Here is a 20,480-nt window from a genome sequence, read left to right on the forward strand (position 1 = left end):
GGGTTTCGTCCAAGCGACTGGTTCGCTGGTATCGCCATCAGCCAAAATCGACTTTCGGGAAGAATTAGTAAATCCTTTTTGAGATCGGCTTCGTATCACTCTATGAAGACCTCGATCGATAAGCTTGCAAAAAGCGCGATCGCCGTTCATTCGTAAATAATACCTCACGCTTGAGCGATCGCTCGTCTGAAAACATTCATTCAAGTCAATCTGTAAAACAAGAAGTTTTGACTCATGAAACGTTTAATTCTCAGTAGTCTATCTATTCTTCTGTTGTCTGCTATCATCTTACCTACTGTCAAAGCCAAGGGGGTTGGCGGCACTGGCAAGAAAAACTTAACCACCGACGACGGGATTTCGCGAATTTTAATAGCACAAAATCAAACCTCATCTGGAATGTTAATGGCTAATGCTGACAATGGTACTCCAGATGGCTTGACGCAAGAGCAGTGGCTTGCCGCTAAGGGGGAGGTTTCCGTATCGCCAGTCAAAGATAACAGCTACACGGTCACGCTTAAAGCAAGTAACCTAGTGCCTAACGGACTTTATACCTTCTGGTGGGTCAATAAAAAAGTTGTGGGAATGGATATGGGGCCGGCAGGCGGGACTCCTGGTAACGAATTCAAAGCCGACAGCAACGGCAACGCTACTGCAACGATTACCGTACCCGCTAATAATAATTATCAAATGCTGGCGGTTGCCTACCACGCAGATAACAAGACACACGGTCAAATGCCTGGTGAAATGGGCAAAGTTACCTTCACTCATCTAATGGGCAATTTTCCAAAAACCAACTAGATGACTAGAAAGTAGCTGGCGTGGGAGCTTGAACATCATGCCAACTCGTCTAAAATCTCTCCTCGTTGGCGGGAAAAATGACCGAGAATAAACCGATGACCCCACCGAACCAACGCCGCTTCTATTCTAAGCTCAAACTGATATTTATCAGTGGTCTAGTTGCCATTGCGATCGCTGCTGCCAAATATTTTCCCCTGCAAGAACTTTTGCAAACATCGTTAATTCAGCTTAAAAATCTCGGTTTCATCGGCGCGATCGCATTTATCGCTATCTACAACCTAGCAACATTGCTTTTCGTACCCGGTTCTATCCTGACGATGAAAGGGGGTTGTTTGTTCGGCGTTTTTTGGGGTTCAGTTTGTGTCTTAATTGCTGCTACCCTTGGCGCGACGTGGGCTTTTTTACTTGGACGCTACCTCTCGCGGGATTGGGTTTGCCGACAGATTGGCAAAAATCCTAAATTTCAAGCGCTCGATCGCGCTGTTGGCAAGGAGGGATGGAAAATTGTTTTGCTAACTCGCCTTTCTCCCCTATTTCCTTTCAACCTCTTAAACTACGCCTTTGGGGTGACGCAGGTTTCCCTCAAAGACTACATCTTAGGTTCCCTCGGCATGATTCCAGGTACTGTCATGTATGTTTACATTGGCGCTCTAGCTAGCGACCTTGCCGCGATCGATATGTCCAATCGTCCCACGACAACTGAGACTCAAACTATACAGTGGGCAATCCGAATCATTGGATTAATCGCTACCATTGCCGTAACGATCTACACGACGCGCCTTGCCAAAAAAGCTTTAGATCGAAGCCTTTAGGATCGAGAAATCGCTCATGCTACAACTAAAAATCGCAAAAACCATGAAAAATATTCGTGCCAGAAACCGATCGCAGTTTTTCCGACAGGCTATTTTAATGGTAGCTACCTTTGGCATTACTCTTCTCTTTGCTGCTAACCCGGCTTTTGCCCAAGAATCTACTGGCAGTGTTGGGTTTAACCCGCAAGAATGGTTGCGAAATGCTTTGCAGTGGATCGACAGTCTCGGTACGGTTGGCGCGATCGCGTTTATTCTCCTTTACATTATTGCTACTGTCGCTTTTTTACCAGGGTCAATTCTCACTCTCGGTGCGGGTGTAGTCTTTGGCGTAGTTTGGGGAGCGCTTTATGTCTTCATTGGTGCTACTCTAGGAGCTACTGCCGCTTTCTTAGTCGGACGCTATCTAGCTAGGGGATGGGTTGCCAAGAAAATTGAAGGGAACAAGAAATTTCGAGCGATCGACCAGGGCGTTGGCAGAGAAGGACTCAAAATTGTCCTATTGACCCGACTTTCTCCGATATTTCCTTTCAATTTATTGAACTACGCTTATGGAGTCACTGGAGTTTCTCTCAAGGACTACGTTATCGGTTCGGTGGGAATGATACCTGGAACGATTATGTACGTATATATTGGTTCTCTGGCTGGTAATCTTGCCACGATTGGCACTGACGCTCAACCTGCTAACCCTGCCGTACAATGGACAATTCGGATTATTGGTTTTATCGCTACGGTAGCCGTCACCCTTTATGTAACCAAAATTGCGCGTCAGGCTTTAGAAAATGAAGTTTTAGAACCTGAGAATGAGCGATTCGATCTCAATTAATTAATCAAGAATATTTATTTCGATGAAACCCAAAAACGCACTGATTGCTAGTTTGACAGGAACAGTGATTGTAGCTTTGTGTTGCTTCACACCTATTTTGGTTATTTTACTGGGAGCAGTGGGATTAAGCGCAATCGTAGGTTATCTCGATTATGTTCTCTTGCCAGCATTGGGAATTTTGATCGTACTGACTGTACTTTCATATTTTCGCTACCGCAAGTCACATCGCAAAAATTGTTGTAAATAGGAGAAAAAATATGTCTGAAGAATGTTGCTCTCAAACTCAAAAGTCCTTAAAAGCAAACTGTCCGGTAAATGGAAATAAAGGCAAACGAGTTCCAACCATTACCCTGAAAAGTCTGCTAAAACCGAGGGCATTAGAAACCTTAAATCCTGAATCTAATTACTTTTTCTGCGACTCGATGGATTGTTCGGTAGTGTATTTCAACCAACAGGGTCAAACTTTTCTCACAGATGAAGTAAAAGTGCCTGTGTTTCAGAAAGATCGGGGGGGACAAGTTCCTGTTTGTTATTGTTTTAATTGGACGCGCGATCGCATACTCCAAGAAATTCAACAAACTAATCATAGCACGGCTGAATCTTCAATCCGCACTCATATTCAAGCTGGACGTTGTGGTTGTGAAGTCAATAATCCCCAAGGTAGCTGTTGTTTAGCCAATGTCCGTAAGGAAGTGAGAGATAAATGATGACAACAAATACAAAAATGACTGCTAAATTAATGACGGGTACTCAAGTCCCCGAACTTGAGGTTAAAACCCTTGATAGCAAGCTTTGGAAACTCTCCCAACAGAAACCCCAAAACCTAACAATGCTTGTCTTTTATCGAGGATGGTTTTGTCCGATTTGTCAAACCTATATAGAAGATCTCAACAATAATCTGAAGGATTTTGCCAAGCTGGGGGTTGAAGTCATTGCCTTGAGTGGAGACAGTCAAGAAAAAGCCCAACAATCAAGAGATAACTGGGGCATTCAACAGCTTACGATTGGCTGTGAAGTTAGTATTGACTTAATGCGTCGCTGGGGGCTTTATATTTCCCAAGGTGCATTTAAGAATGAACCCCCTCTATTTTGTGAACCCGGTCTTTTCTTGGTTAAACCTGATGGCACACTTTATTATGCGGCTATCAATAGCGCTCCCTTCGGTCGTCCGCAGATATCAGAGATTTTATGGGCGATCGAGTTTGTGTTGGAAAAAAAATATCCCATACGGGGAACAGAGTAGATCGTTCCATTAGGGATATTCAATGTTCTCAAGGAGTTAGTGATGTCAAATTCAGCCTTTCAAAACGTAATCGTTCCACCGATGGACGAATATAACCAAAGACTGGTTTCTTACGTTCATCCGCCTGATTGGGTCAATCCGCAACCGAGCGATCGCTACGATCTCGTCGTCATCGGTGCGGGTACGGCTGGATTGGTCGTCGCAGCAGGCGCAGCAGGGCTTGGCTTGGGTTTGAAAGTCGCATTAATTGAAAAACATCTCATGGGCGGAGATTGCTTAAATGTAGGTTGTGTCCCTTCCAAGTGCATCATTCGTTCCTCGCGCGTTGTTGGCGAGATGCGAGAGGCGGAAGCGTTTGGTATTAGCCCTCCCGAACAAATAAATGTTAATTTTTCTGCCGTCATGGAAAGGATGCGCAAACTGCGAGCGGGAATTAGTCATCACGATTCCGCTCAACGTTTCCAAAATCTTGGCATTGACGTATTTTTGGGATCGGGTCGTTTTTTACACAACAATAGCATTGAAGTTGGCGGTAAGACTCTTAAGTATAAAAAAGCAGTGATTGCGACGGGAGCAAGAGCCGTGCGACCTTCGATTGAAGGGATAGAAGAAGCGGGATTTCTTACTAATGAAACGGTTTTTTCTCTCACCGAACGCCCGCAACGTCTTGCTGTCATTGGAGGTGGTCCGATTGGTTGCGAATTAGCTCAGGCTTTCAGTCGTTTGGGATGTCAAGTAATTTTGTTCCACAAACATTCTCACCTCTTAGATAAAGAAGATGCCGATGCCGCAGAAATCGTTCAGAATGCCTTCATCCGCGAAGGGATTCATCTGGTGTTGAACAGCCAAATAGAACGGGTAAAAAAGACACCTGAAGGCAAAACGATTGATTTCATCGCCAATGGGACTAAACAGTCCATTATTGTAGACGAGATCTTAGTCGGTGCGGGACGCGCTCCCAATGTGGAAGGACTGAATTTAGAAGCGGTTGGAGTAGAGTACGATCGCAGGGGAGTGAAAGTTAATGACTATCTCCAGACAACTAATCCTAAGATTTATGCGGCGGGCGATATCTGCATGAATTGGAAATTTACCCATGCTGCCGATGCCGCAGCGCGGATAGTTATTAAAAATACTTTGTTTTCTCCTTTTGGTTTGGGACGATCCAAACTCAGCAGTTTAGTCATGCCTTGGTGTACCTATACTGACCCAGAAATCGCCCATGTAGGGATGTACGAACATGAGGCTCAATCCCAGGGAATTAATGTTAATACGATCGAAATTCCGATGAGTAGCGTCGATCGCGCGATCGCAGATGAGGAAACCGAGGGGTTTGTCAAAATCCATCACAAGAAAGGGTCTGATGAAATTTTAGGAGCGACAATTGTTGCCCGCCATGCTGGGGAGATGATTAGTGAAGTGACGACAGCAATTGTTAACAAGGTTGGTTTGAATGGTCTATCTAGCGTGATTCATCCCTATCCCACCCAAGCTGAAGGGATTAAAAAAGCGGCAGATGCTTATCGCCGTACACTACTGACACCGACCTCAAAAAAAATATTGGGATTACTCGCCAAGTTTTCTTAGGAGTCGATCCCAAAACGGTAAGCAGAGCAGCCAAATATCTCTATAAGCATTGCTAATATCAAATCCGGTTAATTAACCATAATTAACCGGATTTGATATGAAGAGCTTTTTGAAGCCCACATATCTCCGCCTGCTATGTCACACCATCGACACCCAGTAATCAGGATGTATAAAAAACTATTTAAGATCTGACGGTATGGCGCATGAGGCATTCCTTTACCACGCCTCGATGGTTCTGGAGGAAATATATCTTCAAACAACTTCCACTCCAGGTTGCTCAATCCTTCAAAACGCCCAGCCAGATCCTGATACATCCTTCTCAAATGAGAAGTAGATTACCACATCTTGGTATTAGTGGGATAGATTCATGGTTGCATAGGAATGATTTTCTCTGAATTTTCCACTTTCCTTAACAAAAACAACATCGATTTGTCCGAGAGCGTTGTCTAGAGGGCGGTTCCATCCCAGAATGATGTCGTATGCAACAAAGCCGCGTTCCTTCATATAGAGTACGACATCATGAAATTGAGGAGCATCTTTCATAAATTGAAACATAGATACTTCCAATACAACAACTTCTGTATCTCGTAAGGTCTGCTGACATCCATCAAGCACATTGAGTTCGGCACCTTGTGCGTCAACTTTGATCGGATAAGGACCATTGAGTTCTTTTTCCTTGATGACCTCATCTATCGCAATCATTGGAACAGTTCTCTCATATCCATCTGCATTAGTCCCCATCGTTTCTTTATAGAGCGATGAACCATCCAAATGATGGGATGTACATTAAAAGTTACTTCTCTTGTTTCGGAGCCAGCAGCAGCGATTAAATATAAGCCTCGGTATTTCTTCAAAATATGTTTCAATTCCGTTTCAAATTCTCTCAGTGGCTCTACAAGTAAAACAAAAGAGTCTGGAAAAGCTCTATAAAGTTCAGGAGTTTCTTTTGCCACGCCCACATCAATTATCGTGTTAGGTCTAAAACCTAAACTATAAAGAAGTGAATAGGATTCTGAGAGGTTATTTCTCGGAGTGCGCTCTCCATAAACTTTTGTAATTTTATAGCCGAGCTTATTTATAATTGCCTTTAAAAATTGTTTAATTTTCATTTTTCTCCTCATTAACGCATTTAGTTTGTCATGAAGCTAATACCATTTTTCATTCATTAATGACAGAGATGGTCGATCGCGAAAACATGAAAATTGGTATAACTTGTTATAATGAGGAAACTTTCAGTGTATTATCTGCTACAAAAATGTTAAACGAAAAGTTTGTATTTATCTTAACTAAAAAGAATGCTATACAAAGTTTTCTAGATAACTAGGTACGCTTTTGTCTAAGAGGACATCCCAAAAGTCTACTTTGTCATTTCCAGTGCAGGGGGACGCTTCGCGTTAGGGAAAAGGGGAAGGGGGAAAGAGGCATACTTCTTTCCCCCAATCGACCAATTTGGTCTCTCATCTAACTGAAAACTGCTATAAGACCATCTCTAAAAAAAATCTCTAAAAAAGAACGCTACAGATGTTCAAGGCAAAAGCTTTACACCCAGAGCGATTGAATAATTGCGAACTGATAATTGCGAATTGTGAATTGGGATAAGATGTTTCGCTTCGCTATTGCTACGCTCAACATAACGAAGTACTTTTCAGGCTCCGCCGCTCATTTGGTGGAATACCTTGCACGTTTTATACTTTTGGGACAACCTGTTACTCCCAACTTATATGAAGAATTGCTTTTTGGATAAAAAATGCTGACTTCTAAGCACGTTTTTGGCGGTATTTTATTAGCGAACCCATACCTAAAGCACCAACAGCTAACACAGCAAAGGTGGAAGAAGATTCAGGAACTCTAACCTCTACAGGTTCCACTTCTACGGGTTCTGCATAGATAAAATCATCTACAGCAACTAAGTCTACGCCATTTTGCGGATCGTCGGCAGGACCGGGGACGATTGTGTTATTTTCCAAATTAAAAAGTTGAGCATTGCCGAGGTTGAGTTCTACATCCGTGACAATCGGGTTGTCGAATAACACTCCAAGGAACGATGGCTGACCGCTGCTAGCAGGTTCGACGAAGAATCTACCTAGGCTATTTGAGCCGTTGAAAAACTCGATGAAGCTGGTGTCGGGAAGTTCTACATCGAGGAAAATGGCTCCAAAACCCCGCGTAGCAGCAGGAGTAGTAGTTCCGGGCACCGTGAAACTCTGCTCGATTTCATTATCATCTTCGCCGAAGTGAGCAAAAGTGTTGTTTGGGCTGAAGGCTGGAAACTGACCTGCAACGCCAGGATTAGCACTCTCGAAACCGTCTCCACTGACTGGATACTCTTCGTCGTATAGTGTGCCTCTATCGAGGAAGCGATCCTCTGGAATAAGAACGAGCCTATCTTGGACGATTACCTCGGTATTGCCGCCAAAATCGGTGCCGTCGAGTCTTACTCCATCCCAGTTAATAGTACGGAATCCATCTGCCTGAGGTCCGGCAGCACCGTTGTTGATTCCGCCAATTGCCGCCTGCATATCCTGAAATGCTCTAGCTGCATCAGTCCCAGCACCGCTAAAAATTGTTACTGCTTGTGCTGTTCCGGTCGTTCCTAGCAGCCCAAACATGGCTCCGGTCATTCCTACTAACAACCTTTTAGCAACAGTCATAGAATTACCTCCTTAACTGCTAAATTGGTCAATTGTTTTGTGTAGATTGTAATTGATTTAATTTTTTTTAAGTTTTCATAAAAAAAAGGTAGACGTTCGAGAAAGTCAATCGGTAAAGCCAATCCACAGATATACTCTTTTTGTTGATGTTGATTTTGCATTATAAAACTTCACAAAAATAATCAAAAACTATATTTAAATTTAATTTTCAAATTAGCGATCGCTTTAAATCTTTTTGTCAAGTAAGTTAGATAGATTCATCTTATCCATTTAAGCTTTCTTCAGCTAATGGACTATCTACCGTAGCGATGATAGATAAGTAAATATAATGAGACTACAATGTTCTAGGGAAACTTGAATAGACCATTTGCCGTAATGCAACCAGCAAATTTTCCCGCTACTACGGACTTAGTACTCATTGGTGGAGGTCACAGCCACGCGATCGCTCTAAAATTATTTGGGATGAAACCTTTACCAGGAGTTCGCCTCACTCTGATTACCGACGTTTCCCATGCCCCCTATTCGGGGATGCTACCCGGTCATGTGGCAGGTTTTTATAGTTTCGATGAAACCCACATCGATTTGCGTCGCCTCGCTAGATTTTCTCAAGCACAATTTTTACGCGATCGCGCGATTGGTTTAGATTTAGTTAACAACAAAGTTATTTGTGCCAATCGCCCTCCCGTTTCTTTCGATTATTTATCGATCGATATTGGCAGTACTCCCGCTACCAATTCAATTCCAGGCGCCTCAGAATATGCTATTGCTGCGAAACCCGTTCCTCAGTTTTTACAAGCTTGGAATCGAGTCGTAGAAGCTGTTACTAATAATCCCAAACAACCGATTAGTATTACTATAGTTGGTGGTGGGGCGGGTGGAGTCGAACTAGCCCTAAATATGCAAGCTAGATTGCATCAAGTATTAAAAAATGCTCGACAATCGTTAGATAATTTAACCATCCATATTGTCCATAGCGGCGCCGACTTATTAGCCGGTCACAGTCGATGGGTAAGTCAACGCTTGCAGCAAATCTTATTTAATAGAGGGATTAAACTACACTTACAAGAAACAGTCACTGAAGTATTACCAGATAAAGTTATCTGTCGTTCGGGATTAACGGTAGAATGCGATTATACTTTTTGGGTCACTCAAGCTTCCGCACCTAGCTGGATTAAAGAGTCGGGTATTGCTACAGATTCTCAAGGTTTTATTTTAGTAAAAGATACGCTTCAATCTGTCTCTCATCCTCATATTTTTGCAGCAGGCGATATTGCTACAATGCAACATTATTCTCGTCCAAAAGCTGGGGTTTTTGCCGTTCGTCAAGGAAAGCCTTTATTTGAAAATTTGCAGCGAATTATTTTAGGAAAAAAGCTGAAAGCCTACATTCCCCAGAAATATTATTTAAGTTTAATTGGAACGGGAGATAAAACCGCGATCGCGTCTTGGTCATTTTTGGGTTGGGAATCGCCTTTATTGTGGCGTTGGAAAGATAGTATCGATCGCAAGTTTATGCAACGCTTCAGCAATTTACCCCAGATGGAGAAGGATGATTAGTTAGATGTTATTTAGTGGTAATTTTTCCTGAAAATAGTCATCGCCCTCACCCCCAACCCCTCTCCCAAACTGGGAGAGGGGAAAAAGATGTCGATCGCGAAAACATGAAAATTGGTATTATAATCAACAAAAATACTTTCGATTATTGAGAGAAATTTTCTAAAAAGCTACCCAATCAACAATACTTTATTGCGAGCGAAGGTGGAAGAGCGTAGGTAATCATTTTGGCAGAATGTTATTTCTGCTACAAAATCTAAAATTATATTCGTTTATTAATATTAATTAGCAGCCTGTTGCACAACTTTTTACCTTACCTTTAGTAATGAAAATTATCAAAGGGCGATACTTTTTTTTTGTCAATCATAGTCGCAGTTTTAGTCGCACCCTGGGGATTTTTCCTGAGTCAAGCACCAGCAATCCAGACATTATTAGCTCAAAGGCCAATCACACTCACCGTATCTGCGGCGGCCGATCTCAACTATGTGTTCAAAGAAATCGGTGCTTTATGGGAGAAAGAAACAGGAAACAAAATCACCTTTAACTTTGGTTCGACAGGACAACTGGCACAACAAATAGAAAGCGGTGCGCCTGTAGATTTATTTGCAGCTGCTAACAAGTCATACATCGAAGACCTTGACAAAAAAGGGTTAGTAGTATCCAACACTAAAGCTTTGTATGGCAGGGGACGGATTACTTTATGGACAAGAGAAGACAGTAAACTCAACCCCAAAGACATTAAAGATTTAACCAAACCGGAATATAAGAGAGTTGCGATCGCCAATCCAGATCATGCACCCTACGGTATCGCCGCCAGAGAAGCATTTCAGTCAGTGGGTATCTGGGATGCAATCAAGCCGAAACTGGTGCTAGGCGAGAACATCCGCCAAACTCAACAATATGTGGAAACTGGCAACGTTGATGTTGGTATCGTGGCTTTATCTTTAAGCGTCAACAAGCCAGGAAAATGGGAGCTAATTCCGGAAAACTTACATAAGCCAATTGACCAAATGTTGGCTGTAGTCAAAAAGAGCAAGCATCAGACACAAGCTAAACAGTTTGCTCAATATATTAACGGGCCAAAAGGCAGACCATTAATGAAAAAATATGGCTTTGTTTTACCTGGAGAGACGGTAAAGTAATGGATTGTTTTCCTTATATATTGTCATTGCAAGTCACCGCACTAGCTACAGTATTACTGTTAGTTTTTGGGCTGGGACTAGCAATTTTCTTAGCCCGTGTTCGTTTTCGAGGAGAACTAATCATCTCTACAGTGCTGAATTTGCCCTTGGTACTACCTCCCAGCGTCATTGGTTTTTACCTATTGCTAGCTTTAGGTCGAGGTAGCCCCATATTGGAATGGTTTGGGATAGATATTTTATTCACTTGGCAAGCAGCAGCGATCGCTAGTGCAGTGGTGGCTTTACCCCTAATTGTAGAAGCAGCTAGAGCCGCAATTTTAGATGTCAATCCCGAATTAGAAGCAGCAGCACGTAGTCTGGGAGACTCCGAAATTAAGGTGTTATGGCGAGTCACACTACCTTTAGCTCGTTCGGGAATTTTGGCAGGCTTTATCTTAGCAGTCGCCAGAGCTTTAGGTGAATTCGGTGCAACCTTAATGGTTGCAGGGAATATCCCCGGACGCACCCAAACCTTACCTTTGGCTATTTATGATGCAGTGCAGAACCAAGAGTATGGCAAAGCCAACTTGATGGTGCTGGTGATGACTTTTTGGGCATTTCTATTGCTGTTATGGGCGCGTAGCCTGGAACAGCGTCGGCAAAAGCGTTTTACTGAGAAAATAATCAAAACTAAGGATGCAGCTTTTAGTAGACATTCACAAACAACTAGCCAGTTATCCTCTAGAAGTGAAATTTAATCTAGAGGGGCGAGTCCTGGGAATATTGGGGGGTTCTGGTTCTGGTAAAAGTATGACTTTACGTTGTATTGCGGGGCTAGAAACTCCTAAGCGGGGTCGCATTGTCGTTAATGGCAGGGTTTTGTTTGATTCATCCAAACGAATTAACCTACCAATTCGCTTACGCCGTGTGGGAATTGTCTTTCAAAACTATGCTTTGTTTCCCCATTTGACAGTTGCCGAAAATATTACCTACGGTTTACAAGATTTGTCTGTTGCAGAACGCCAGCACCGTTTGTCAGAACAAATTACCAAATTACAACTTTTTGGATTAGAAAATCGCTACCCACAGCAGCTATCTGGCGGACAACAGCAGCGCGTAGCTTTAGCGAGGGCTTTAGCTGTAGAACCAGAAGTGTTGTTGTTAGATGAACCTTTTTCGGCTCTCGATACCCACCTGCGACACCAACTGCAAGAACAACTGATTGAGACACTGAGCAGCTATCAAGGGGTGACACTTTTTGTTACCCATAATTTAGAAGAAGCATACGAAATTTGTGAACAACTTTTAGTCATGTCTCAAGGACAAGCGATCGCCTACGATAAAAAACAATCTATTTTTGAGCGTCCAGCTACTTATACAGTTGCTCAACTCACAGGTTGTAAAAACTTCTCTCAAGCTAAAGTAATTTCCCCTACACAAATAGAAGCTATTGATTGGGGCTGTACTCTCAAAGTCATTGAGCCAATTCCTGAATCATTAGCTTATGTGGGTATTCGCGCCCATCATCTCACCTTTACCAATGACCCCAACACTGAAAATACCTTCCCCTGTTGGTTAGCTCACACACGGGAAACGCCCCATAGGATGACGCTTTATCTCAAGCTACATAACCCACCGACTCAACCAAACGATTACCATATGCAAGCGGAAGTTTTTAAAGAAAAATGGTTAACTATCAAAGACCGTCCTTTCCCTTGGCATGTCAAATTAGATCCGCTCAAGCTGTTTTTAATGCAAATATAATAAAGGCGCCGGAGTATGAGAAGCGAGGGGAGATTTGAGATAGTTCCACCTAGAGAGTGATAATAGAGGGAGTAGCGCCTACTACTCTCAAACTTTCGTCTACTACTAGGAGTTTAGCACTGTGTCAGTCACCATCGAGCAAGATTTAAAAGACTACCTGGTTAGATTTGAGAATAAGCTGGATAAGTTAGGAGAAGACCTTAATCAGAAAATAGACAAACTTGATTCCAAAACAGACGGCGTTGCTAAAGAGCTTAACTCCAAAATAGATGACGTTGCTAAAGAGCTTAACTCCAAAATAGATAACGTTGCCAAAGAAGTTAACTCCAAAATAGACAATGTTGCCAAAGAAGTTACCGATCTAAAAGTGTCAGTGGCAAGGCTAGAAAAAACAGACGGACTGAGTAAGCGATTAGAAACAACCGAGTTTGTCAACCGTGGCATTTTTGTTAGTCTCATTATCGCCATTCTGGGCGGTTTTGCTAAGCTATTCGGTTTGATCGGCAATCGTTAACTTTAAGCAGCAGCACTTTCAAAATTAGCGATCGCTTAGCAAGATTTATTAGGCTTCATGCTTTGATTTTGGGAAGGGGAAAAGAAGAATTCTTTCAACTATTTTCTTCGTCAATCACGGCATTGCGATCTAACAACAGTAAATTGCGTAATTGTTCGGTATCTAATTCTGTTAGCCATTGTTCGCCAGTATCGACAGTTAATTCTGCTAACTGTTTCTTACTTTCAATTATGTCATTAATTCGTTCTTCTAGGGTTCCAGTACTGATGAATTTATGAACTTGAACGTTTCGTTTTTGTCCGATGCGAAAAGCGCGATCGGTTGCTTGATTTTCTACGGCGGGATTCCACCAGCGATCGACATGAAACACGTGATTTGCTCTGGTTAAATTTAACCCCGTACCGCCTGCTTTAAGGGATAAGATAAAAATAGGAGGTCCATTAGGATCGTTTTGGAAACGGTCTATCATTTCCTGTCTTTGTTGACTGCGAGTTCCACCATATAAGAATAAAACTTCGCGTCTTAATTTATTTTCTAAGTAAGGTTGGAGAAGTTTGCCCCACTCAGAAAACTGAGTAAAGATTAGAGCGCGATCGCCTTCTTCTAATAACTCTTCTAACATCTCTTCTAGTCGTAATAATTTTCCAGAACGTTGGCTCGTTTTAATACTTTCTTCCTTTAAAAAATGGGCAGGATGATTGCAGATTTGCTTCAGTTTAACTAGCAAGGTAAGAATTAGTCCTCGCCGTTGAATCCCGGCAGATTCTTCAATTTTAGAGAGTGATTCTTCTACTAATTTTTGATATAGTTCCGCCTGTTCTACAGATAACCCACAGAAGACATTCATCTCCTGTTTTTCTGGCAAATCTTGAATGATTTCCTTGTCAGTTTTCAGGCGACGAAGGATAAAAGGACGAACGAGCGATCGCAATGTTTGTAAAGATTCTCTATCACCATATCTTTCAATTGGAATAGCAAACCGTCGTTGAAAAAATTGTTGCGTTCCTAAAAATCCTGGATTGAGAAAATCTAAAATCGACCATAATTCTGATAAATGATTTTCTACGGGAGTCCCTGTCAAAGCAACGCGAAATCCTGATTTTAATTTACGTACTGCTTGGGACTGTTTTGCTTGTGGATTTTTAATATTCTGTGCTTCATCGAGAACTACTCCTTGCCATTCTACTGCTTCAAAAGTTGCCGCATCTCGATAGATCAAAGGATAGCTAGTAATGACTAAATTTTTATTCTTAACTTCCCTAGCAAAGGTTTTTCCTTTACTGCGTTTATCGCCGTGATGAATTAAGGTCGATAGCGTGGGAGAAAATTTTTTAACTTCTCTTTCCCAGTTGTTAAGTACGGAAGTTGGACAAACAACAAGTATCGGTTTTGCTAGTAAATCTTGTTCTTTTAAATTCAAGATAAAAGCAAGTAGCTGAGGCGTTTTTCCTAATCCCATGTCGTCTGCCAAACAAGCGCCTAAACCCCATTTTTCTAAGAAGGCTAACCAACCCACACCTCTCGCTTGATAAGGTCGCAATTCCCCTCTAAATCCCTCTGGTTTTTCTATCGGTTCGATCGCTTGTTTATTAGTAAAATTATTAATTAATTCTTTTAAAGCGCCAGAAACTTCAAAATTAACAATTGGAAGTTTTGCTAGAATTTTTGTTTCGCCACTACTAAGGCGCAATGCATCTTCAACCGTTAAATTAATCGGTTCGTTAGATTGCGTTAAAATCGCTTGTGCGGCGCGAACATCGGCGGGTTGTAGAGCAATCCATTCTCCATGAACTTTTACTAACGGCGATTTTTTAGCCAATAATTGCTCGAATTCTTGTTTAGAAATTGTGCGATCGCCAATGGCAATTTTTAAGTCATATTTGAGTAAACTTTTTAAGTTGAGACGTTCTCCTTTTTTGGGAGTGACTTCTGCGTGAAGTTTTATTCCCAATCGTTTTTCTTCCGCTCCTGAAGCTAATCCGGGTGGCAATTTTACGCCCAGTCCACTATCTTGTAATTGCCAAGCGATCGATTTAATAAATTCATAAACTTGAATCGAATTTAATTCGCATTGTTTGGGTTGTTTTTCTTGTAAACTATCTTCAATAGGAGAATAGAGACGAGAGGCTAGTCCTAATCCTTTGAGCAATGTTTCTTGGGGATGTTCGATAATTCGTCCCTCAAAATTTAAGCGATTGACAGGATTTTGCCAAATGGTTTGTGCGTTAATTAGAAAGTCCGGATCGTCTAATGCTTGCAAATAATATTTCAAGTGCCAAATCAATTCTCTTCCATTATTATCATCTTGGGTTGGTGGTTGTAGATAAAAGCAAACGTGAAATCGATCTTGACCTAATTGTTGGTTACTAGGTGTTGCTAAATAATCTTGAACGGGTAAACTCCAATTATATAGGGCAGTTTCTATTCGTTTTACTTCTTTTTCTGTTGCGGTAAAATTAGCCGAAATTTGAGTTAATCCCTTTAACCAAGGTTGAACGAGTGGAGCTTTAGGTAAATTAGAGATAGGAGTTAACCAAGCACGCAATTGAGCGTCTAGTATTTCTCTTAAAAACCCCAATAATAATTCCTGTTCTTTTGAGGTATTTATTAATTCTTCTCGCTCGCTTTGGAGATCGGAAGTATAAGCATAACAAGCAGCTGGCATAAGTTGAATAAATTTTGCAAAACGCGAGCGATCGACGCTGCTGTCGAGTAAAGGATACCATCGACCATAAAATTGTTCGGATTCTCGTCGAGAAATTCCCGGTAAAAATTTTCCTCTAGCTAATAAGTCTAAACTCCAGCGATAGATATGAGTCCAAAAGCGTAAATCCCCTCCTAAATATGAATCTCCAATTTGTAAAGAACCTAACGGTAGCGATTGTAAAATCTGAATAGTTTCAGCCGCATCGAGTCGAAATCCCTTAACTTCCCAATCATGCAAAACCAGAGATTTTTTTTCTATAGTTTGAGTTGAAAATTGCTCGGATAAAATTGGAATAATTCGTTTTTTTCTAGCTTGAGTTTGACTGGGTAAAGCAATAATTTCCGATTGCCATTTATCCTCGGATAGAGAATCAATTTTTAGATTTTGCAGAAGATTCTGAGAGCGCAAAAACGACAGTAATTCTTGTTGATTCAGGTTAAAGGGATGTAGGGTAACTGACTCGGAATTAGAATCGCTGTCTAGATTTCTCCAGGTTTCACCCCAAAGGAAAAAATAGCTATTAGCTGGTTTGACAATCCAACTTCCATGTAGAGTAGACATATGATTAGTTATCGGTTGTAACTCTTTTTCCGTATCTTACAGGTTGTCTAAAAAGTATAGAATGTGCAAGGTACTCCGCCGTGAGACGATGGATTCTGAAAAGCACTTCGTCATGTTGAGCGTTGCGATTACAAAGCAAAACATCTTACAGCAGTTTTCAGTCTCTTAGATGAGAGACAAAATTTATCGATTGGGGGAAAGGGAAAACATCCTGTATTCTACTGACTTTAAAATCCATCTAGCATACCAACTCCGAACAAGGATTCTTCGTTACGTTTTCCTGCACCTAGAATGACAAAATGGACTTTTTAGATGTCCTCTTAAATACATTCTGCCTGGGAATGTACTTTTTCCTTTTGAAAAATTTATTTAACCACTCGCAATTGTCCTGTTTGGATGCGCTTAAAGATTTCTTGGATGCCAGCTTGCTCGGAAGAACTGAGGGAAATATTTTGCAACATCGCTGCTAGAAATCGATCTTCTTGGGAGCTAGTAATTTGACCGGAGTTGAGGACGCGGTTAATTATATCGATTAAAGTAGGAGTGTCCCTATGACACTCTTGAGCTTGCAAGAAAAAATCGACAGTTTTTGCCTTTAACCACTGTTTTTCTACGGCTAGCTCGCCAAATCGAGGTCGAGGATATCTTCGCTTTTGCTCGACAACAATGGCATTAACCCGATCTTCATTCAACAAAGCAGCTTTTCTAAAATAGTACCCGATCGGATGCTGCCATTTTTGCGTCACTAACACGCTCCAGTAGTCGGCAAAGAAGTCAGCTGTCTGTGCTTTAATCCATCCGCGCAACGCTAGAATTTCCCCGATTCGCAGATCTTCATATTGTAGGCGATCGCGCAGCGCAACTTCCATCTGGGCAGTTGAAATGAGTGCGGCTCTTCGCAATACTAGACCTAATGGCTTAGTGGGGGGAAATTGAGACTCGGATTGTTTCACTTTGGGGAAAGGTTTGATTCGGTAAATCTCTGCGTCAGTACTCTAGATCGTGACACAGGAGGCGGTCTAGTGACAACTGCGAGATTGATAATTGGTAACAATTTTAACGGTTAATTGGTAACGGGTAACTGGTAGTCTAACGCCGATCTAGTCAGTGCTAAAACCTCTTGCCTTGCCCAGCGATCGGCTTCTAGAATATCTTCTAATGTTGGCGTTGTTTTATTGTGGGCGCTAAAGCGATCGCAAACGGCTTCGATCGTCCGAGGAATCTCCAAAAATTTAATCTTCTCCTCTAAGAACAAAGCTACTGCTTGCTCGTTTGCCGCGTTGAGTACCGCAGGCATCGCTCCTCCTGCCTTGCCAGCCGCATATGCCAACTGCATACAAGGATATTTCTGATGGTCGGGTTCTCGGAAGGTTAAACTGCCAGCTTTGACTAAATCCAGGGTTTCCCAATCAGTGTAAATGCGATCGGGCCAAGAAAGGGCATACAGTAAAGGCAGGCGCATATCGGGCCAGCCCAACTGTGCCAAAACCGACGTGTCTTGCAACTCGATCAGCGAGTGGACAATGCTTTGGGGATGAATGACGATATCGATCTTGTCATAATCGATTCCAAACAGGAAATGAGCTTCTATGACTTCAAGCCCCTTATTCATCAGGGTAGCGGAGTCTATGGTAATTTTCTTTCCCATTGACCAATTTGGATGCTTGAGGGCATCTTGTACCGTCACCGAGGCTAATTTTTCCACGGGATCGTCCCGAAACGCCCCGCCAGAAGCGGTCAAAATAATGCGTCGCAACCCCCCTTTGGGAACCCCTTCGAGGCATTGAAAAATTGCAGAATGTTCAGAATCGGCTGGAAGTAACTTAATTCCGTATTTTTCTACCAAAGGCAGTACTACCGGACCTCCAGCAATCAGAGTTTCTTTATTGGCAAGCGCGATATCTTTTCCCGCTTCAATAGCAGCGATAGTCGGCAACAATCCGGCACAGCCGACAATTCCCGTCACTACGCTTTCTGAATCGCCATAACGGGCAACTTCGACTACTCCCTCTTCTCCTGCCAAGAGAATGGGAGAGTAGTCCAGTGAAGCAACAGCGTTTTTGAGAGCAGAAAATTTGGTTTTATCGCGAACTGCAACGATTGCCGGTCGAAATTGTCGAATTTGCTCCGAGAGCATTTCGATGTTGCTGCCAGCGGCTAACCCCACGATCTGAAATTGGTTGGGGTATTGCGCTGCAATATCTAGGGTTTGAGTGCCAATAGATCCAGTTGAGCCTAGAACGGTGATTTTTTTCACGATTATTAAATAAATCTTTATTAAAGCAGGGGCTAGATATCACTATAAATTCTCACGACTCATCTGAGAAGACTGGAAGGCTGTTTGTAAAGAAAACATAATTGACTAAGGCAAGGAGCGCACCAACTGTCCGGGGACGAGGCGATGGGTGCCGCTGAGAATAACGCGATCGCCGCTTTGAAGAGTGCCGCGCACCAGGACGCGATCGCTTTGTGTATGTAAGACTTCCACATCTCTTCGTTCGACGAGAAATGTATTCCCGTCTTCCGATTTGACTGGTTCGCTCAAGACGTAGCAAGACCACAATCCGCGCGTCCCTTTGACTAAGGCGGTGATGGGTAGCCAGTATCCAGAGTCGCGAACGATCTCGTCTAACTTTAATCTAGCTATTTGTCCCGGCGAAACTTCTGTTCCTATCGATTCATCTAAAGTCAGAACTACTGTTAAAGTCCGGGTACTAGCATCAAGTTCCGGTAAAATTGACGAAACTTTTGCCTGATAGTTTTTTTGTCCGATTTGTAGCTGTTGGTGGCTGCCTGGGGAAATTCGGGCGGCGACGGTTGCGGGAACGCCGATGCGGACTTCCGGCGCTTTATTTTCTACTAAGCGCAGCACTGCCTGTCCGGCAGAGACGACGGTTCCTTCGTCAACCAGCCGGCGAGAGACTGTAGCACTAAAGGGAGCTTTGAGAATGTTTTTTTGCAACTGAAGTTGAATTCTAGCAATGATGGCATCATACTGTTGGATGAGAGATTGTTGAGCTTCAATCCGTTCGGGGCGCGTCCCAGCCAACAACTCATCTAGCTGGCTTTGCGATCGCTCCAGGCGAGCTTGCAGGACAGCTTGCTCGTTCAGCGCCTCGTCGCGTTGCTCGCGGGAAATCGCTCCTTCTGTGTAAAGCATTTCTCGCCGCTGACTTTTTTGGCGGGCAAGTTCTAGTTGTTGGCTCAAATCCCGCACCGATGCCCGTGCCGCAGCAATGATTTCGGGGCGGGAACCGGCTTGCATTTCTTTGAGCTGAGCGACAGCCTGGGCGCGTCGGGCAAGTAATTCGCGACGGGAGGTTTCTAACCGTTGAGAATCTAGATAAGCTAGAGGGGTTCCAGCCTTGACGCGAGATCCTTCATCGACGACGATGCGAGTTAGCTGCCCCGGCAGTTCGAATCCCAGTTCGCTAGTACGGCGAGCCGTAACCGTGCCCGTATAAAAGCGCGATTCTCGATAGGAATTGACTGGCTCGACAGCGATCGCTTTAACGGGGAGTATGCTGCTCGAACGAGGTTGTTTTGGTTGTAGAACGCGAGCCTCGCGGTTTCTCGGAAAAATTGAGTAACCCAGCATCAATAGGATAGCCACGCATCCCAATAAGGCAAATGCGTTAATTTTCGGGTTTTTAGTTAATTTTTCAACTCTAAAAGCCTCCCAAATGTTTTTTCTCTGGTTGAGTGTATGGTTATCGGAGCTTTCTTGCTTGCTGTTTGGAGGAGGGGACGTTGGTTCTGGAATGAATTCTTGATACGACGGAGGATTCAACAATTCAACCGCCGTACCGCCCCGAACGTCGCACCCCTCAACTTCCAACAACATTTCTGGAGCTGATTTTTGGGGTTGATGCAGTAACGCTGGCTCTGGTAGCGATCGCGCCCCTACTTCTGTTGCAATCGGTACTTGGGTGACAATTTTTTTGAGCAGCCTCGGATCGATCTGGTTATGTCCGCGATCGACAAAGCGAATGGTATGGGCTAACTCTGCCGCCTGAGTATTTTTAAGTAAATAGCCCTGTGCCCCGGCTTGCAGGGACTGAACTAAATAAGCTTCATCCTCGAAAGCGCTGAGAACGAGAACTTTGGTCTGAGGAAAGCGCTCAGAGATAATCTGCGTCGCCGCGATGCCATTCATTTTTGGCATCTCGATGTCCATCAGGACAATATCGGGTTCTAGCTTTTCTACCTGCGCGATCGCAGTTTCTCCGTTGTCAGCGCGTCCCACGACTTGAAAATCTTCCTCAGCCTCCAGCCAAGTTTGCAACACTTCGCACAGGAGAGCCTGGTCGTCTACCAGTAAAATCCGTGTCATGCACTAAACCCA

Annotated in this window: 22 protein-coding genes; 14 read left to right on the forward strand and 8 right to left on the reverse strand. The window is 43.0% G+C overall.

Annotated features, from left to right (window positions below; translation table 11 throughout):
• Window positions 1-234 precede the first annotated feature (234 nt).
• The 7 genes from NIES593_RS20260 (at window position 235) to NIES593_RS20290 (ending at window position 5,263) form a co-directional block, all read left to right on the forward strand.
• Entirely contained in the window at window positions 235-798 is a 564-nt protein-coding gene (locus NIES593_RS20260; RefSeq protein ID WP_073601309.1) for a hypothetical protein, read from the forward strand.
• A gap of 77 nt (window positions 799-875) precedes the next feature.
• Window positions 876-1,610: a TVP38/TMEM64 family protein gene (locus NIES593_RS20265; protein WP_217651988.1), complete on the forward strand. Its 735-nt coding sequence runs from the start codon at window positions 876-878 to the stop codon at window positions 1,608-1,610.
• Window positions 1,611-1,707: 97 nt separating this feature from the next.
• Window positions 1,708-2,433: a TVP38/TMEM64 family protein gene (locus tag NIES593_RS20270; protein ID WP_342747386.1), complete on the forward strand. Its 726-nt coding sequence runs from the start codon at window positions 1,708-1,710 to the stop codon at window positions 2,431-2,433.
• A gap of 22 nt (window positions 2,434-2,455) precedes the next feature.
• Complete coding sequence (gene merF / locus NIES593_RS20275) at window positions 2,456-2,680, forward strand: mercury resistance system transport protein MerF (protein ID WP_073601312.1); 225 nt, start codon at window positions 2,456-2,458, stop codon at window positions 2,678-2,680.
• Window positions 2,681-2,690: 10 nt separating this feature from the next.
• Complete coding sequence (locus NIES593_RS20280) at window positions 2,691-3,140, forward strand: putative iron-sulfur cluster-binding metallochaperone (RefSeq protein ID WP_073601313.1); 450 nt, start codon at window positions 2,691-2,693, stop codon at window positions 3,138-3,140.
• Entirely contained in the window at window positions 3,137-3,676 is a 540-nt protein-coding gene (locus NIES593_RS20285; RefSeq protein ID WP_073601314.1) for a peroxiredoxin-like family protein, read from the forward strand. The genes NIES593_RS20280 and NIES593_RS20285 overlap by 4 nt, the downstream gene beginning before the upstream one ends.
• Window positions 3,677-3,718: 42 nt before the next feature.
• Complete coding sequence (locus NIES593_RS20290) at window positions 3,719-5,263, forward strand: mercuric reductase (RefSeq protein WP_073601315.1); 1,545 nt, start codon at window positions 3,719-3,721, stop codon at window positions 5,261-5,263.
• A 68-nt stretch (window positions 5,264-5,331) separates the two neighbouring features.
• Here NIES593_RS20290 and NIES593_RS20295 read toward each other — a convergent pair whose 3' ends face one another.
• The 3 genes from NIES593_RS20295 to NIES593_RS20305 are packed head-to-tail and all read right to left on the reverse strand — an operon-like array spanning window position 5,332 to window position 6,372.
• The gene (locus NIES593_RS20295; RefSeq protein WP_073601316.1) at window positions 5,332-5,577 is read right to left on the reverse strand and encodes a transposase; all 246 of its coding nucleotides are present in this window, start codon (window positions 5,575-5,577) and stop codon (window positions 5,332-5,334) included.
• A 37-nt stretch (window positions 5,578-5,614) separates the two neighbouring features.
• Window positions 5,615-6,004, reverse strand: coding sequence for an FkbM family methyltransferase (locus NIES593_RS20300; protein ID WP_073601317.1), 390 nt, complete (start codon window positions 6,002-6,004; stop codon window positions 5,615-5,617).
• Window positions 5,962-6,372, reverse strand: coding sequence for a hypothetical protein (locus tag NIES593_RS20305; RefSeq protein WP_139253764.1), 411 nt, complete (start codon window positions 6,370-6,372; stop codon window positions 5,962-5,964). The genes NIES593_RS20300 and NIES593_RS20305 overlap by 43 nt, the downstream gene beginning before the upstream one ends.
• A gap of 59 nt (window positions 6,373-6,431) precedes the next feature.
• Between NIES593_RS20305 and NIES593_RS24355 the strand changes: the two genes are divergently transcribed.
• On the forward strand, window positions 6,432-6,587 hold the full coding sequence (locus NIES593_RS24355; protein WP_175561190.1) for a hypothetical protein: 156 nt from the start codon (window positions 6,432-6,434) through the stop codon (window positions 6,585-6,587).
• A gap of 433 nt (window positions 6,588-7,020) precedes the next feature.
• Here NIES593_RS24355 and NIES593_RS20310 read toward each other — a convergent pair whose 3' ends face one another.
• Complete coding sequence (locus NIES593_RS20310; RefSeq protein WP_073601319.1) at window positions 7,021-7,914, reverse strand: hypothetical protein; 894 nt, start codon at window positions 7,912-7,914, stop codon at window positions 7,021-7,023.
• 375 nt (window positions 7,915-8,289) lie between these two features.
• On the opposite strand from NIES593_RS20310, the gene NIES593_RS20315 reads away from it, so the two are divergent.
• From NIES593_RS20315 to NIES593_RS20330, 6 genes are all read left to right on the forward strand, one after another.
• Window positions 8,290-9,471, forward strand: a complete 1,182-nt coding sequence (locus NIES593_RS20315; protein WP_073601320.1) for an FAD-dependent oxidoreductase — start codon at window positions 8,290-8,292, stop codon at window positions 9,469-9,471.
• 14 nt (window positions 9,472-9,485) lie between these two features.
• Window positions 9,486-9,620 carry a hypothetical protein gene (locus NIES593_RS25320; RefSeq protein ID WP_281250771.1) on the forward strand — a complete coding sequence of 45 codons (135 nt, stop codon included), beginning with the start codon at window positions 9,486-9,488 and terminating at the stop codon, window positions 9,618-9,620.
• A 204-nt stretch (window positions 9,621-9,824) separates the two neighbouring features.
• Window positions 9,825-10,610, forward strand: a complete 786-nt coding sequence (gene modA, locus NIES593_RS20320) for a molybdate ABC transporter substrate-binding protein (protein WP_073601321.1) — start codon at window positions 9,825-9,827, stop codon at window positions 10,608-10,610.
• A complete protein-coding gene (gene modB / locus NIES593_RS24680) occupies window positions 10,610-11,347 on the forward strand; it encodes a molybdate ABC transporter permease subunit (RefSeq protein WP_083602499.1) in 738 nt (245 codons plus the stop codon). Before modA ends, modB begins: the two co-directional genes overlap by 1 nt.
• Window positions 11,286-12,353: a sulfate/molybdate ABC transporter ATP-binding protein gene (locus tag NIES593_RS24685; protein ID WP_083602500.1), complete on the forward strand. Its 1,068-nt coding sequence runs from the start codon at window positions 11,286-11,288 to the stop codon at window positions 12,351-12,353. The genes modB and NIES593_RS24685 overlap by 62 nt, the downstream gene beginning before the upstream one ends.
• Window positions 12,354-12,474: 121 nt before the next feature.
• Window positions 12,475-12,867: a DUF1640 domain-containing protein gene (locus NIES593_RS20330; protein ID WP_073601322.1), complete on the forward strand. Its 393-nt coding sequence runs from the start codon at window positions 12,475-12,477 to the stop codon at window positions 12,865-12,867.
• 94 nt (window positions 12,868-12,961) lie between these two features.
• Here the strand turns inward: NIES593_RS20330 and NIES593_RS20335 are convergent, their stop codons facing one another.
• The 4 genes from NIES593_RS20335 to NIES593_RS24365 all read right to left on the reverse strand — a co-directional run bounded on the left by NIES593_RS20335 (window position 12,962) and on the right by NIES593_RS24365 (window position 20,468).
• Window positions 12,962-16,135 carry a DEAD/DEAH box helicase gene (locus NIES593_RS20335; RefSeq protein WP_073601323.1) on the reverse strand — a complete coding sequence of 1,058 codons (3,174 nt, stop codon included), beginning with the start codon at window positions 16,133-16,135 and terminating at the stop codon, window positions 12,962-12,964.
• A 365-nt stretch (window positions 16,136-16,500) separates the two neighbouring features.
• On the reverse strand, window positions 16,501-17,088 hold the full coding sequence (locus tag NIES593_RS20340; protein WP_073601324.1) for a hypothetical protein: 588 nt from the start codon (window positions 17,086-17,088) through the stop codon (window positions 16,501-16,503).
• Window positions 17,089-17,198: 110 nt separating this feature from the next.
• A complete protein-coding gene (gene dxr, locus NIES593_RS20345) occupies window positions 17,199-18,392 on the reverse strand; it encodes a 1-deoxy-D-xylulose-5-phosphate reductoisomerase (protein WP_073601325.1) in 1,194 nt (397 codons plus the stop codon).
• A 105-nt stretch (window positions 18,393-18,497) separates the two neighbouring features.
• Window positions 18,498-20,468 carry an efflux RND transporter periplasmic adaptor subunit gene (locus NIES593_RS24365; protein ID WP_083602501.1) on the reverse strand — a complete coding sequence of 657 codons (1,971 nt, stop codon included), beginning with the start codon at window positions 20,466-20,468 and terminating at the stop codon, window positions 18,498-18,500.
• Window positions 20,469-20,480: the final 12 nt, after the last annotated feature.

This window comes from Hydrococcus rivularis NIES-593 (assembly GCF_001904635.1).
In the GTDB taxonomy this organism is placed as follows: domain Bacteria; phylum Cyanobacteriota; class Cyanobacteriia; order Cyanobacteriales; family Microcystaceae; genus Hydrococcus; species Hydrococcus rivularis.